This window comes from Flagellimonas algicola (assembly GCF_005937185.1).
GTDB classification, from domain to species: domain Bacteria; phylum Bacteroidota; class Bacteroidia; order Flavobacteriales; family Flavobacteriaceae; genus Flagellimonas; species Flagellimonas algicola.
Genome location: NZ_VCNI01000002.1, coordinates 93470 through 107133 on the forward strand (window position 1 = coordinate 93470; position 13664 = coordinate 107133).

The window sequence follows — 13664 nt, forward strand, 5'->3', positions numbered from 1 at the left end:
TTCAGGGTTATATTTTTAACCAAGTTGTCGTTGTTCCAAAAAGGAAAAAACGAACTTTTTGGAATTTAGTTTAGCATCTAAATGGGTTGGGCGCGCAGTATGCAACCACCAATCCATTGCTACTACAACGGAACGTAAACTAAGTACAGAAAAATGGCAAGTAACGTCGAAGTTAAAGACTTATTGGAAGCAGGTGTGCACTTTGGACACCTAACCCGAAAGTGGAACCCAAACATGTCTCCTTACATCTATATGGAGCGTAACGGGATTCACGTAATCAATCTCTACAAAACAGTAGCTAAGCTTGATGAGGCTAACGAGGCCCTCAAGAAAATTGCTGCCTCCGGTAGAAAAATTCTTTTTGTAGCCACAAAAAAACAAGCAAAGGATATTGTCGCGGACAAAGTATCCAAAATCAACATGCCCTACATCACTGAAAGATGGCCAGGTGGTATGTTGACCAATTTCGTAACCATTCGTAAGGCGGTTAAGAAAATGGCGGCCATTGACCGCATGAAAAAAGACGGAACTTTTAACACACTTTCCAAAAAAGAAAGATTGCAAGTAGACCGTCTTAGAGCAAAATTGGAGAAAAACTTGGGTTCCATTGCTGATATGACCCGACTGCCCGGTGCAATTTTCATCGTGGATACCATGAGAGAACATATCGCAGTTAAAGAGGCCCAAAAGTTAAACATTCCAATCTTTGCAATTGTAGATACCAACTCCGACCCAAGACCCATTGACTATGTAATTCCTGCCAATGATGATGCTGGAAAGTCTATAGAAGTAATCATGGGACAGGTAACGGATGCAGTTGCCGAAGGATTGGCAGAACGCAAAAACGACAAAGAGGAAAAAGAAGCCCCTGCCGCCAAGGAAGCACCAGCTAAAGAAGAAGCGCCAGCAAAAGCAGAGAAAGTAGAGAAAGCAGCTGAGCCGGTAAAAGAGGAAAAGCCTGCTGTTGAGGCCAAAAAAGAAGAGCCTAAGGTAGAGAAAGTTGAAAAAGAAGAAGCCAAAGAGGAGCCAAAACCGGCAAAGGCCAAAGCTGCCAAGGCTGATGACTTGACCAAAATAGAAGGTGCTGGACCCAAAGCTGCAGAAGCTCTTGTGAATAGTGGCATTGACACCTATGCAAAATTGGCGAAAGCGGATCCTGAGAAAATCAAGGAAATCCTAACGGAAGCCAGCTCAAGAATGGCACATTTGGATCCAACTTCTTGGCCAAAGCAAGCTCAAATGGCTGCTGATGGCAAGTGGGATGAGCTAAAGGAATGGCAAGATAACGCTAAAGGAGGCGTAGAATAATCAATTGATAACATTAGGCTAAAACAAAACACGCAGCATTGTGTTTGTTTTACATAAATTTTAAAAAAGATTTCCGCTTTTGCGGGAAAGACTAAAAATTCAAATTATGGCAAAGATTACCGCCGCAGAAGTAAATAAACTAAGAAAGACCACCGGAGCTGGGATGATGGATTGCAAAAATGCTTTGGTTGAAGCTGATGGTGATTTTGATAAGGCAATTGAAATCCTTCGTAAAAAAGGACAAAAAGTAGCTGCCAAAAGAGCGGACAGGGATTCCTCTGAAGGAGCTGCTATCGCAAAAGTAAATGCAGATAGCTCTACTGGAGTGATTATTTCCTTGAACTGTGAGACCGATTTTGTGGCCAAGAACGAAACCTTTGTTACCCTTGCCAACGATCTAGCTGATTTGGCTCTTGGGTTTGACAACAAAGATGCTTTCCTAGCCGCTCCGTTTAACGGAATGACCGTTGCTGAAAAATTGACAGAGCAAACTGGTGTGATTGGTGAGAAAATCGAGATTGGGAGCTTTGAGAAATTGGATGCCCCATTCGTTGGATCTTACATCCACGCTGGTAACAAAATTGCAACATTGGTTGGTTTGTCCGCATCTGTTGATGGTGCCGCAGAAGCTGCAAAGGATGTTGCCATGCAGGCTGCAGCAATGAACCCTGTTGCCCTCAACGAGGAAGGTGTAGATCAATCTGTTATCGATAAGGAAATAGAGATTGCCAAAGATCAATTGCGTCAAGAAGGAAAGCCAGAAGCCATGTTGGAAAATATTGCCAAAGGAAAACTAAAGCGTTTCTTTAAAGACAACACCTTGGTTAACCAAGCCTTTATCAAGGATAGCAAACAAAGTGTTTCACAATATGTTAAATCCGTGGATGCCAATTTGGAGGTAACCGGATTCGAAAGAGTAGCTTTAGGATAAAACCCTAAACCATAAAAGAAAAACGCTCCCAATTGGGAGCGTTTTTTGTTTGTGCAAAGGGCTATTTTATTTCGATTTTATCAATATATCTCCATTAAAGGTTTTGAACAGCATTTCCGGACCTCCTCCATTTATGGTGCCCCTGACCCATTGTTCAATCTTCACTTTATAGGTTCCAGAGGAAGAATTCTGGTTGACCTCAGGTTGGTTGGCAGCAACCTTCAAATCAAAATCCGTATAAATATCCCCCATGTCCGTCTTAGCCTTCACATCAGCCTTAAGACTGTTGGGAAAGGTAATGTCCAAATCTCCATTTAGGCTACTAAAAGCCATGTTGGCATCTTGGGTAATGCTCTGAAAATCCACCTTTACATCCCCGTTTACCGTATCTGCAGTAGCAGAACCACTGACACCTTCCAAGGTGATTTCTCCGTTAACATTGGTTATTTCCATTTCACCACTGATTCCTTTCACGCTAATATCACCATCATTGACTGTGGAGAGTTTAACCGAAAAGTCCTTGGGCACCTTTACCTGAAGGTGGGTCGCCTTGTTCCATTGCTCATTGATCACATGCACCACATTATCTTTTTCTTCGGCTCCAATGTTCAATGATGAACTTTTAATTCTTTTCAGACCCTTCTTTTCCCTGTGCCCATCGTCATGATCATGCTCCCCTCCAAAAGAAGCCTTGATCACCACTTCTTTACCGTCATAAGCTTCAACGGAAATGGAACCCGATATTTGGTCAATAACCAGTTTTCCGGCACTTTGCGGATTACTCAATGGCACCGTGAACAAATCAATACTATTTTCTTGTGCGGTACCCTCAACAATAAAAACGGCAACGGCCAGTAGTACTAATGCTTTTATATTTTTCATGACTTACATTTTTTTGATGAATACATTTCCATTTAAAGTTTCGAAATCGTGGTCTACCAACCCAGAACCTATTTGTACCACAGGTTTAGCTTCAAACCTATATTTGGGCTTATTCCCCTTTTCCATGGTCTTATCCGTTTTCATAAACTGCCTGTTCACATCAAAATCGGTATATAGCTCCCCATTCATACTTTTAAATGAAATGGAAGCGGACAATGCCTTTTGATACGAAATGGTTATATCCCCATTTAAGGAATAATAGGTTGAGGCGTTCTTAGGGTTAGCGGCATAGGATATGTTGACATCCCCATTGATACAATGTACTTTTGTGGTTCCTGTAATGTCGGTAAGGGTAATGCCTCCGTTGATATTCTCTGCGCGTACAACATCTCCCCGTGTGTTCTTAACGGTCACCTCTCCATCATTGACGGTACTTACATTGACGTGAATTTTGTTGGGCACTTTTATTTTAAAATTCAAGATATGCCCATAAGCAGGTTCATCGTGGTTGTTGCACCAATTGAATCTTAAGTTTTCCCCATCAAAATCCGCATAGGGAGCATCTGGATACAGAACTATTTGATTGACCTTCTCAATGATCCCTAGATTCAACTCTTGCTTTCCCAAGTCCAAATCCGCTTGGTTCTTTGCTGAAATGATTTTCTCCACCTCCACAACAACTTGGGTGCCGTCATAACCTTCAACAGTAATGTCTCCAAAGACATTCTTTACAATCAGTGTATGATCGGATTGGTTGGAAAAGGCTATTTCCTTCTTGATCATTTCCCTAAACTCCTTCTTTTGGGCATGTAACCCGGGCAAGGTCATTAACATGCTAAGACTTGCCATAAAAATTAATTGTTTCATCATTTTTTAATTTGACTGTTCGTGATTTGATTTTGCCTCAAGGGCGATTGATAAATAAACTAGATTATTGATTCTATTGAATTTTTGATTTTCTTCTGTACTGTGGTATCCAACTTTCTTTCCTGGAGCAATTGCCTAAAAGGTTCAATGGATGCTTTCTCTTGCAGGGCAACCATTAAGTTGGCCAATGTAATCTGAAGAATTGGCGATTCCTGATTTGGAATAGACTGCACCAACCCCTGACGCACCACCGGTTGGTCTACATAATTGGTCAAAGATTCTATGGCCGCCAAGCGCACATTCACGTTGGAATCCTGGTTAAGGGTTTGAAGCAATGCCCTGATTACAATTTCATCGGCATCTTCAAATTTGTTGGCTTCGCTTACGCCTTGCAATCGTTGATTGGCAGAAGGTTGTTCTAGCAAGGTCAAGACCAATTTCTGTCTAACACTTTCAGTTTCCTCATTGACCACCACATTGTCCACAGGTATCTCCTCGCTATTCGAATTCAAAAAATACCCCACAGCTATTCCCAGACTCAGGAGCAATAGTCCAAAAACCCATTGTGCCTTGGGGAATGGCCAAAGCCAAAGGGGAAACTTTTTGCTTGCAGATTTCTGGTGCTGCTTGTCCATTTCATTGGAAAGCATGTCAAAAAAAGTGGCATCCATGGCTTCAGAAGGTTCGGGTGTTTTTAGATTTCCCATCCTATCCCAAGTATCCATAAGTGCTTGCATTTCCATCTGTAATGCTGGATTATCTTGTAACACTTTTTCAAACTCGTTCATCTCATCTTCATGCATACTTCCCGATAGATAATCCATCATTTGTATTTTCAATTGCTCCTTATCCATGTCCTTAAACCGTTTCTAGTTGTAAAAAAATATTTCTTAACTCCTTCAAGGCCCTGTGTACTCTTACCTTGGCAGCACCTTCGGAACATCCAATGGTTTCTCCAATTTCCTTGAACTTCATTTCCCTGTATTTACTTAGCACCAACAACTCCCGTTTTTCATCCGGTAATTGCGCCATAGCCCTTTTTATTTGATAGGCCTTATCCTCCATATCTGCTTTATCCGAAAACCCATCCGTTACAACATGAACATCCTCGGGATCTGTTCCCGCTGCTATTTTGTTTCGTGCAGCTTTTTTGTGGTAGTCATAATTGACATTCCTGGCCATTCTGAACATCCAGGCCGCAAACGACCCATTTCCGGCGTACGAACTTCTATATTTGAGCATGCGTACGAAAACATTCTGAACCAAATCCTCACTAACTGATGGATTGTTGCCCAAGTTGTAAAAGAACCCAAAGAGCCGTTTTTTATGTCGCTCATACAACAAACCCAACTTATCCAAATCCCCGGATTTTACTTTGAGCATGAGCATGTCGTCGGTTAGGTTTTGCAATTTGATGGTGTTTTTTTGGCTTGTTGAATGATATACTGCCCATTTTTTGGATGGTTACAGAATCTATGATTTTTTTTGTTCAATTTGACGGAAAACCATCGCTAGTTCCACTAATTCCCATAAATATTTTTGATTATTTTTGTCCGGACTTCAAGATATCCTCAATGCAATACAAAAGAGTTTTACTAAAACTTAGTGGAGAAGCCCTAATGGGCGAACAACAATATGGAATAGATGCAAAACGGCTTGCTGAATATGCGGAAGACATAAAGGCCGTGATCGAAAAAGGAATTGAGGTTGCCATTGTCATTGGCGGAGGCAATATTTTTAGGGGACTTTCCGGAGCCAGCCAAGGCATGGATCGTGTGCAGGGAGATCATATGGGAATGTTGGCAACTGTCATCAATGGTCTGGCCTTACAAAGTGCCTTGGAACTTCAGGGAGTGGAGACCCGATTGCAATCCGCAATCAAAATCAACGAAGTTGCCGAGCCATTTATTAGGAGAAGGGCCATACGCCATCTAGAAAAAGGCAGGGTGGTCATTTTTGGAGGTGGAACCGGAAATCCGTATTTCACCACAGATTCAGCCGCTGTATTACGTGCCATTGAAATCAAAGCCGATGTTATTCTCAAAGGCACCCGGGTGGATGGTATTTACACTTCAGATCCGGAGAAGGACAAAACAGCGACCAAATTTGATTCCATTTCCTTTAACGAAGTCCTTTCCAAAGGGTTGAAAGTCATGGACACCACCGCTTTCACCCTAAGCCAAGAAAATGAGCTACCCATTGTGGTTTTTGATATGAACACAAGGGGCAACCTTATGCGAATAGTCTCTGGGGAGAACATTGGAACCGTTGTCAATCTCTAAATTTGGTACAAGGTTTGATGCCAGAAGTAAATATTTAAGATTATGAACGAAGAAGTAACTTTTATTCTTGACACCACCAAAGAAAGTATGGAAGGGAGCATATCCCATTTGGAAAAGGCCTTGGTTAAGATTCGTGCGGGTAAAGCCAGTCCTGTAATGCTTTCAACCGTAATGGTGGAATATTACGGGTCGCCCACACCGCTTTCCCAGGTATCAAACATCAATACTCCAGATGCACGGACCATATCCGTACAACCTTGGGAAAAGTCACTTCTTCCAGAAATAGAAACCGCCATTATGAATGCCAATCTTGGCTTTAATCCCATGAACAATGGTGAAATGGTCATTATCAACGTACCTCCTTTAACGGAAGAACGTAGAATACAACTGGTAAAGCAAGCTAAATCCGAGGCCGAGGATGCCAAGGTGGGCATTAGAAATGCTAGGCAAGATGCGAACAAGGAGCTCAAGAAGCTGGAAATCTCAGAAGATTTGTTGAGCAATGCGGAAGTTGATGTCCAAGAGTTAACCGACACCTTCAGCAAAAAAGTGGACGATATCCTTTCTGTGAAAGAGACAGAAATCATGAAGGTTTAGGCGCTTTAAACAACCCTTGGCGATCTTTAGGAACACAACCAATCATTTTCTACCTTTGCGCCCAATAAAAATCGTATGGTAGCAAAGCTTACAAGAGGATTTTGGCCCACGGTCGCACGTCTAATTCTGCGCAATAGAATCTTGATTCTTCTTGGGGTTGCCGCCTTTACGGTCTTCTTGGCCATGCAGTGGAAGAACATGCAGTTCTCCAATACGGAAGCCAACATTCTGCCAGATGACCACCCAGCTACGGTACAGTACAATGCCTTCAAGAGCATTTTTGGTGAGGAAGGTAATGCCATAGTACTGGCCATTAGGGATTCCGCTTTATTTACCCCCAGTAACTTCAATAGGTGGAACAAACTGAGCAAGCAATTGGATGCTTTCCCAGAAATTGACTACGTTATTTCCACAGACAATCTCAAAGTTCTAAGAAAAGATAATGAACAGCAGGTGTTTGTCATGGAGCCACTTATTGAGGAAACACCCCAGACCGAGGAGGAGATTAATGCCATAAGAACCCATCTTTTTAAGGAACTTCCTTTCTATGACAATCTGATCTATAACGCTGAAAGTGAAACCATCCAAACCATAATTTACCTGGATAAGGACATTATGAACACCGCCGTTCGGAATGAATTTATCCTCAATGATTTGGGAGATTTGGTCAAGATTTTTGAAGAAGAAACCAACTTGGACGTTCGTGTTTCCGGAATGCCATACATCAGAACTTGGAATACCAAATCCATTGTTGATGAAATTGGCATCTTTATAGTGGCCGCCCTTTTCGTAACATCCATTATTTTCTTTTTCTTCTTTAGGAGTTTTAGGGCAACCTTTATCTCCATGTTTGTTGTAATTATAGGGGTGATGTGGGCCTTCGGAATCTTGGGTCTTTTCCAATATGAAATAACCATACTCACAGCGCTTATTCCACCCTTGATCATTGTAATAGGAATCCCCAATTGCATCTTCCTGATCAATAAATACCAGCAAGAAGTCAAAAAACACGGGAACCAGGCCCTTTCGCTGCAGAGGGTCATCTCCAAAATTGGGAATGCCACTTTGATGACCAATATCACAACGGCTTCCGGATTTGCCACTTTTATAATTCTTGACAGCGATCTACTAAAGGAATTCGGTATTGTAGCTTCCATTAACATTGTTGGGATTTTTATTCTTTCCCTATTGATCATCCCCATTCTGTACAGTTTTATGCCGCTTCCCAAGACCAAGCACTTAAAACACTTGAACAAAAAGTGGATTGATATTTTCGTCAATTGGATGGAACATATCGTAAGAAATCATAGAATTGGCGTTTATATTACCTCGGTGATTGTTCTGGTATTGAGTATTATCGGGATTTACCAAATAGAAATTACCGGTAGTAGAATAGAAGACCTCCCCAAAAACACGCACTACTTTAAAGATATCCGCTTTTTTGAGGAAGAGTTTGATGGTATTATGCCCATGGAAATTGTGGTGGACACCAAGCGAAAAAATGGGGTTACCAAACCAGCCACTCTTAGGCGAATGAATCAATTGGGAACCGTTATTGAGGAAATACCGGAACTGTCCAAGCCAGTTTCCGTGGTCAATCTGGTAAAATACTCCAAGCAGGCGTTTTACAACGGTATACCTAAATATTATCAGCTCCCCACATCGCAGGAAAACACCTTTATCATGGATATGGTTAGAAAGTCATCAAGCGACGGTGACCTTCTTGAAAGTTTTGTGGATAGCACTGGGCAAACAGCCCGGTTGACCACCTATATGCGGGATGTGAAGATTGACCGTATGGAGGAAATTGAGAAAGATGTACAGGAATCCATCACCAAATTCTTTCCCTCGGAACGATTTAATGTATACATGACCGGTAAGGCCTTATTGTTTCTTAAGGGCACGAGATACCTAGTCAAAAATCTACTTTTGTCACTGGCTCTGGCTATTGGACTTATTTCATTGTTCATGGCCTATTTGTTCCGTTCGTTCCGAATGATAGTCATTTCATTGGTTCCCAACCTGCTTCCGCTAGTCATTACTGCTGGGGTAATGGGATATCTGGGTGTGCCCATCAAACCATCTACCATTTTGGTGTTCAGCATCGCATTTGGAATCTCAGTGGATGATACCATTCACTTTTTGGCCAAATACCGACAGGAACTGGCCACACACAAATGGCATATCAAAAGATCTGTATATGCCGCACTTCGGGAGACCGGGGTAAGTATGTTCTACACCTCCATTGTTCTGTTCTTTGGATTTTCCGTATTCATCATTTCAAGTTTTGGAGGCACTAAGGCTCTGGGGGGACTAGTATCCGCTACTTTACTCTTCGCCATGCTCGCGAACTTGATTCTGCTTCCGTCCTTACTGCTATCATTGGAACGAAGCATTGCCAACAAGCAAGTACTCAAAAAACCGCAGATAGATATCCTTCCGCAGGAAGAAGTCAATATCAAGGACAAATAGCCACAAGGACTGTTTTAATTGCAGTTTACGTGTTATCCTTTTTGACCAAAAAGCTATCTTTACCGCTTAATTTACCATAGATTATAATGAAGTCTTATTCTGTAAAAGAACTGCTTGCAAAGCAACCGATTGGAGAAAGTGTAGAGGTGAACGGATGGGTAAAAACCTTTAGAAGCAACCGTTTTGTGGCACTAAATGATGGGTCTACGATTCACAACCTTCAATGTGTCATCGATTTTGAAAATTTTGATGAGAATTTGCTTAAGCAGATATCCACTGGTGCTGCCTTAAAGATATCCGGGCCCCTTGTTGAAAGCCAGGGAAGAGGCCAGAGTGTGGAGATACAGGCAGCAGATGTTTTTGTCCATGGTACCGCTGATCCGGAAACCTATCCAATTCAACCCAAAAAACACTCTTTGGAATTTCTACGGGAAAAAGCGCATTTACGGGTACGTACCAATACGTTTTCTGCAGTAATGCGGGTACGATCGGCCTTGGCTTTTGCCGTTCACCAGTATTTTCAGCAGAATGGTTTCTATTATATGCACCCCCCAATAATTACAGGTTCCGATGCTGAGGGAGCTGGAGAAATGTTTAGGGTAACTACTCTGGAACCACAAAATACCCCTTTAACAGAAGACGGAGCAGTTGATTATTCCCAAGACTTCTTTGGAAAGGAGACCAACTTGACCGTTTCTGGGCAATTGGAAGCAGAAACTTATGCCATGGGATTGGGCAAAGTGTACACCTTCGGCCCCACGTTTAGGGCAGAAAATTCCAATACTTCCAGACACTTGGCGGAGTTCTGGATGATAGAACCGGAAATGGCTTTCTATGACCTGGACGCCAACATGGATTTGGCAGAGGATTTTATTCAATCCATTCTTACATATGTATTGGAGAACTGCAAGGATGACCTGGAATTTTTGGAAAAGCGTCTTTTGGATGAAGAAAAATCCAAGCCCCAAAACGAAAGATCAGAGATGGCGCTTATCGAAAAGCTTAAGTTTATTGTGGACAACAACTTTAAGCGTGTAAGCTACACGGAAGCTATAGACATTTTAAGAAACAGCAAACCCAACAAGAAAAAGAAATTCCAGTTCCCTATTAACGAATGGGGCGCAGACCTTCAAAGCGAACATGAGCGTTTCTTGGTGGAAAAGCACTTTAAGTGTCCCGTAATCCTGTTTGATTATCCGGCCAATATCAAAGCGTTCTATATGCGATTGAACGAGGATGGTAAAACCGTTCGGGCCATGGATGTTTTGTTTCCCGGGATTGGAGAAATTGTGGGAGGTTCGCAAAGAGAGGAACGCTTGGAAGTACTCCAACAAAAAATCAAAGCTCTTGATATTGATGAGAAGGAGTTGTGGTGGTATCTAGATCTTAGACGTTTTGGAACCGCCGTTCACAGTGGATTTGGCCTTGGATTTGAAAGGATGGTCCAATTTGCCACGGGAATGGGAAATATCCGCGATGTCATCCCCTACCCTAGGTTCCCACAAAATGCGGAATTTTAATAGGATTGCGTAATTTTATAAGAAAGCAATACGGTAGTTTTTTATGCTAAAACAACATCTTCAATTCAAGCTTTCCCAGAAACTGTCCCCGCAGCAGATTCAGCTTATGAAGTTGATTCAATTGCCTACTCAGGCCTTTGAACAACGGTTAAAGCAAGAATTGGAGGAAAACCCTGCCTTGGAGAGTGGAAAAGAGGAAAAGGAAGGCTTGGATGACGCATATGAGGACGCCTATGACGATTCAACTGACAGCGAAACCATATCTGCTGAGGAAATTAATATAGACGACTACCTTAGTGATGATGAGATTCCTGACTATCGGACGCAGACCAGCAACTACAGTGCAGATGATGACGAAAAGAGCATCCCTTATGCCTCCGGTATTTCGTTTAACCAATATTTGATCAACCAGCTCAACACCATTTATCTGGATGACCAGGAATGGGCCATTGCCGAGTTTTTAGTGGGAAGTGTGGATGAAAGTGGCTATATCCGTAGACCCCTCTCAGACATTATGGACGATTTGGCCTTTACCCAGAATATTTACGTGGAGGAAACGGACATTGAAGCAGTTCTGAGAACAGTTCAGGAATTGGACCCCCCTGGTGTCGGAGCAAGATCATTGGGAGAGTGCTTGATTATCCAGCTCAAAAGAAAGGAAAAAACCCCGGCAGTGGAATTGGCCATAACCATTTTGGAAAAATCTTTTGATCAATTTACAAAGAAGCACTATTCCAAACTACTGCAAAAACATCATATCAGTGAGGAAGAGCTCAAAGAAGCCATTTCGGAAATTGAGAAATTGAATCCAAAACCTGGCGGCTCTTATGCTGGGAGTACTCGTATCATTGAACATATTGTTCCTGATTTCTCCATCAAAATTGTTGAAGGGGAATTGGAGCTGACCCTGAATGGAAGAAACGCTCCGGAATTGCACGTAAGCCGTGATTATAGCAATATGTTGGAAGGTTACAAAAATTCCAAGGAAAAGTCCAAGGCCCAGAAAGACACGGTTCTTTTTATCAAGCAAAAATTGGATGCGGCTAAATGGTTTATTGACGCGATCAAACAACGGCAGCAAACCCTGTATGTGACCATGAGCTCCATTATGAATTACCAACGGGATTATTTCTTAACTGGGGATGAGCGCAAGTTACGCCCCATGATTCTCAAAGATATTGCGGATCAAATTGGCATGGATGTTTCCACGGTATCAAGGGTTGCAAACAGTAAATATGTGGACACTCCTTATGGTACCAAACTGATTAAGGAGTATTTCTCAGAGTCCATGAAAAATGAGCAGGGAGAAGATGTCTCAACCAAGGAAATCAAAAAAATATTGGAAACTGTCATTGGGGAGGAAGAAAAGAAAAAACCTTTAACTGACGATAAATTAGCTAAAATATTAAAGGAAAGAGGGTATCCCATAGCAAGGAGAACTGTCGCCAAATACCGAGAGCAGCTAGGAATACCTGTGGCGAGGTTAAGAAAGCAAATCTAATGCATCATTTCCTCAACATTATCTCCTACATTTTTCACCCCTTGTTTATCCCCATTGGAGGAACATTGCTCTTCTTCAGGTTAACCCCGTACAGTACCTTAGAGGTGCAAAGCGGTAATATTCTTCCCATTTTCATTCTTACGGTAATTATCCCGATAATTTTCTTTCTTATCCTGAAAAACCTTGGAGTCATCAAATCCATTTTCCTACCCACCCTCCAAGAACGCAAATATCCCTTATATATCAGCTGCATACTACTGCTAATGATTTTGTACAAGGTAATCCCCAACAACTACGTGAATGAGCTTTTCTTCTTTTTCACTGGTTTATTGACCGCAACAGGAGCTGCCTTGATATTGCTTTTTCTCAAATTCAAGACCAGCATGCATTTACTGGGTATGGGAAGCTTGCTAATGTTCATGATTGGACTTAGTATCCATTTTGAACAAAACATCACCCTTGGTATAAGTTTGTTTACCCTATTGACCGGACTTGTGGCAACTTCCAGATTATATCTTAAAGCCCACAGTAAAGCTGAATTGTTAATAGGATTTGTGGTCGGGGTAGGCTCCCAACTGCTCATATTAAAGTACTGGCTATAAAATGTAAAAAATCAACCCGATGCGCAACACGCGCATATCTATAGGTACCCCGTCTTCAATTTGGGTTCCATCTTCCAGCAAGGGATTTAGGGCATAATAGGCATGAATATTCCAGGTGTTGTAGCCAAAACTCAAGGTCAATCCGTATTGCAATTTCTGGATATCACTATTCGAAAATCCCTCAGCTCCAGTTTCATCCATCACCAACCTTGATCTTCCGGAAAAGACATAACCCAACTTACCTCCGGCATAAATTCTCCAAAACTTATATTCTTCTGGAGTTGATGTACGCCATCTAATTTCCAAGGGAACTTCAACGGTATGGGTTTCCAATTTGCTTCGAACAATGTCGTCCGTACTCACCACTTCATAAGTGATGGCATCCCCAACTTGAGTGGCTTTAATATTGGTATAGTAAGAATTGACGGCATAACCCAATCCAAGCCCCAATCCAACATTTCTTCTGCGTGATAGTGGAATATCCTTTATAAATCCCGTCTGTAGATTGTAGGAAAGACTTCTTTGAACCACATCCGTTGGCCTATCCAACAAAAAATTAAATCCCAAACCAACATAGAACTGGTCTTCCAAGTATCGGTCATCCACTGACTGCGGAGTTTGGGCCGATATTCCGAAGATGGTAAACCAGCCCAAAAGCAATGTCATTAAAGAAGTCCAGTTCCTCATAGGTAAACGCTCTAA

At 42.0% G+C, this 13664-nt stretch carries 13 protein-coding genes; 8 read left to right on the forward strand and 5 right to left on the reverse strand.

Features of this window, described 5'->3' with window-relative positions; genetic code table 11:
* Nucleotides 1-153 precede the first annotated feature (153 nt).
* Nucleotides 154-1308, forward strand: coding sequence for a 30S ribosomal protein S2 (gene rpsB, locus FGG15_RS09315; RefSeq protein WP_138835583.1), 1155 nt, complete (start codon nucleotides 154-156; stop codon nucleotides 1306-1308).
* Between the two features lie 106 nt (nucleotides 1309-1414).
* Nucleotides 1415-2239, forward strand: a complete 825-nt coding sequence (gene tsf, locus FGG15_RS09320; protein WP_138835585.1) for a translation elongation factor Ts — start codon at nucleotides 1415-1417, stop codon at nucleotides 2237-2239.
* Nucleotides 2240-2305: 66 nt separating this feature from the next.
* On the opposite strand, the gene FGG15_RS09325 is transcribed toward tsf, so the two are convergent.
* Genes FGG15_RS09325 through FGG15_RS09340 form a run of 4 tightly spaced genes read right to left on the reverse strand, consistent with a single transcriptional unit; the run spans nucleotide 2306 to nucleotide 5398 of the window.
* Nucleotides 2306-3121 carry a DUF4097 family beta strand repeat-containing protein gene (locus FGG15_RS09325; protein ID WP_138835586.1) on the reverse strand — a complete coding sequence of 272 codons (816 nt, stop codon included), beginning with the start codon at nucleotides 3119-3121 and terminating at the stop codon, nucleotides 2306-2308.
* A gap of 3 nt (nucleotides 3122-3124) precedes the next feature.
* A complete protein-coding gene (locus FGG15_RS09330; RefSeq protein ID WP_138835588.1) occupies nucleotides 3125-3991 on the reverse strand; it encodes a DUF4097 family beta strand repeat-containing protein in 867 nt (288 codons plus the stop codon).
* 56 nt (nucleotides 3992-4047) lie between these two features.
* On the reverse strand, nucleotides 4048-4842 hold the full coding sequence (locus FGG15_RS09335; protein WP_138835590.1) for a HEAT repeat domain-containing protein: 795 nt from the start codon (nucleotides 4840-4842) through the stop codon (nucleotides 4048-4050).
* Between the two features lie 4 nt (nucleotides 4843-4846).
* On the reverse strand, nucleotides 4847-5398 hold the full coding sequence (locus FGG15_RS09340; RefSeq protein WP_138835592.1) for an RNA polymerase sigma factor: 552 nt from the start codon (nucleotides 5396-5398) through the stop codon (nucleotides 4847-4849).
* A 164-nt stretch (nucleotides 5399-5562) separates the two neighbouring features.
* On the opposite strand from FGG15_RS09340, the gene pyrH reads away from it, so the two are divergent.
* From pyrH to FGG15_RS09370, 6 genes are all read left to right on the forward strand, one after another.
* Nucleotides 5563-6270, forward strand: a complete 708-nt coding sequence (gene pyrH, locus FGG15_RS09345) for a UMP kinase (protein WP_138835594.1) — start codon at nucleotides 5563-5565, stop codon at nucleotides 6268-6270.
* Nucleotides 6271-6312: 42 nt separating this feature from the next.
* On the forward strand, nucleotides 6313-6867 hold the full coding sequence (frr, locus tag FGG15_RS09350; protein WP_138835596.1) for a ribosome recycling factor: 555 nt from the start codon (nucleotides 6313-6315) through the stop codon (nucleotides 6865-6867).
* A 75-nt stretch (nucleotides 6868-6942) separates the two neighbouring features.
* Nucleotides 6943-9339: an efflux RND transporter permease subunit gene (locus tag FGG15_RS09355; protein WP_138835597.1), complete on the forward strand. Its 2397-nt coding sequence runs from the start codon at nucleotides 6943-6945 to the stop codon at nucleotides 9337-9339.
* Between the two features lie 86 nt (nucleotides 9340-9425).
* A complete protein-coding gene (asnS, locus tag FGG15_RS09360) occupies nucleotides 9426-10859 on the forward strand; it encodes an asparagine--tRNA ligase (RefSeq protein ID WP_138835599.1) in 1434 nt (477 codons plus the stop codon).
* A gap of 43 nt (nucleotides 10860-10902) precedes the next feature.
* Complete coding sequence (gene rpoN / locus FGG15_RS09365) at nucleotides 10903-12360, forward strand: RNA polymerase factor sigma-54 (protein WP_138835601.1); 1458 nt, start codon at nucleotides 10903-10905, stop codon at nucleotides 12358-12360.
* The gene (locus FGG15_RS09370; protein WP_138835603.1) at nucleotides 12360-12962 is read left to right on the forward strand and encodes a hypothetical protein; all 603 of its coding nucleotides are present in this window, start codon (nucleotides 12360-12362) and stop codon (nucleotides 12960-12962) included. The genes rpoN and FGG15_RS09370 overlap by 1 nt, the downstream gene beginning before the upstream one ends.
* Here the strand turns inward: FGG15_RS09370 and FGG15_RS09375 are convergent.
* A complete protein-coding gene (locus FGG15_RS09375) occupies nucleotides 12957-13649 on the reverse strand; it encodes a porin family protein (RefSeq protein WP_138835604.1) in 693 nt (230 codons plus the stop codon). The two genes, FGG15_RS09370 and FGG15_RS09375, sit on opposite strands and share 6 nt — an antisense overlap.
* Nucleotides 13650-13664: the final 15 nt, after the last annotated feature.

Excerpts from the sequence above, each read along its gene's own strand:
- asnS (WP_138835599.1), top strand. The coding sequence starts at position 9,426 with ATGAAGTCTTATTCTGTAAAAGAACTGCTTGCAAAGCAACCGATTGGA.
- FGG15_RS09335 (WP_138835590.1), bottom strand. The coding sequence starts at position 4,842 with ATGGATAAGGAGCAATTGAAAATACAAATGATGGATTATCTATCGGGA.
- FGG15_RS09370 (WP_138835603.1), top strand. The coding sequence starts at position 12,360 with ATGCATCATTTCCTCAACATTATCTCCTACATTTTTCACCCCTTGTTT.
- rpoN (WP_138835601.1), top strand. The coding sequence starts at position 10,903 with ATGCTAAAACAACATCTTCAATTCAAGCTTTCCCAGAAACTGTCCCCG.
- FGG15_RS09355 (WP_138835597.1), top strand. The coding sequence starts at position 6,943 with ATGGTAGCAAAGCTTACAAGAGGATTTTGGCCCACGGTCGCACGTCTA.
- FGG15_RS09375 (WP_138835604.1), bottom strand. The coding sequence starts at position 13,649 with ATGAGGAACTGGACTTCTTTAATGACATTGCTTTTGGGCTGGTTTACC.
- pyrH (WP_138835594.1), top strand. The coding sequence starts at position 5,563 with ATGCAATACAAAAGAGTTTTACTAAAACTTAGTGGAGAAGCCCTAATG.
- frr (WP_138835596.1), top strand. The coding sequence starts at position 6,313 with ATGAACGAAGAAGTAACTTTTATTCTTGACACCACCAAAGAAAGTATG.
- tsf (WP_138835585.1), top strand. The coding sequence starts at position 1,415 with ATGGCAAAGATTACCGCCGCAGAAGTAAATAAACTAAGAAAGACCACC.
- FGG15_RS09325 (WP_138835586.1), bottom strand. The coding sequence starts at position 3,121 with ATGAAAAATATAAAAGCATTAGTACTACTGGCCGTTGCCGTTTTTATT.
- rpsB (WP_138835583.1), top strand. The coding sequence starts at position 154 with ATGGCAAGTAACGTCGAAGTTAAAGACTTATTGGAAGCAGGTGTGCAC.
- FGG15_RS09330 (WP_138835588.1), bottom strand. The coding sequence starts at position 3,991 with ATGATGAAACAATTAATTTTTATGGCAAGTCTTAGCATGTTAATGACC.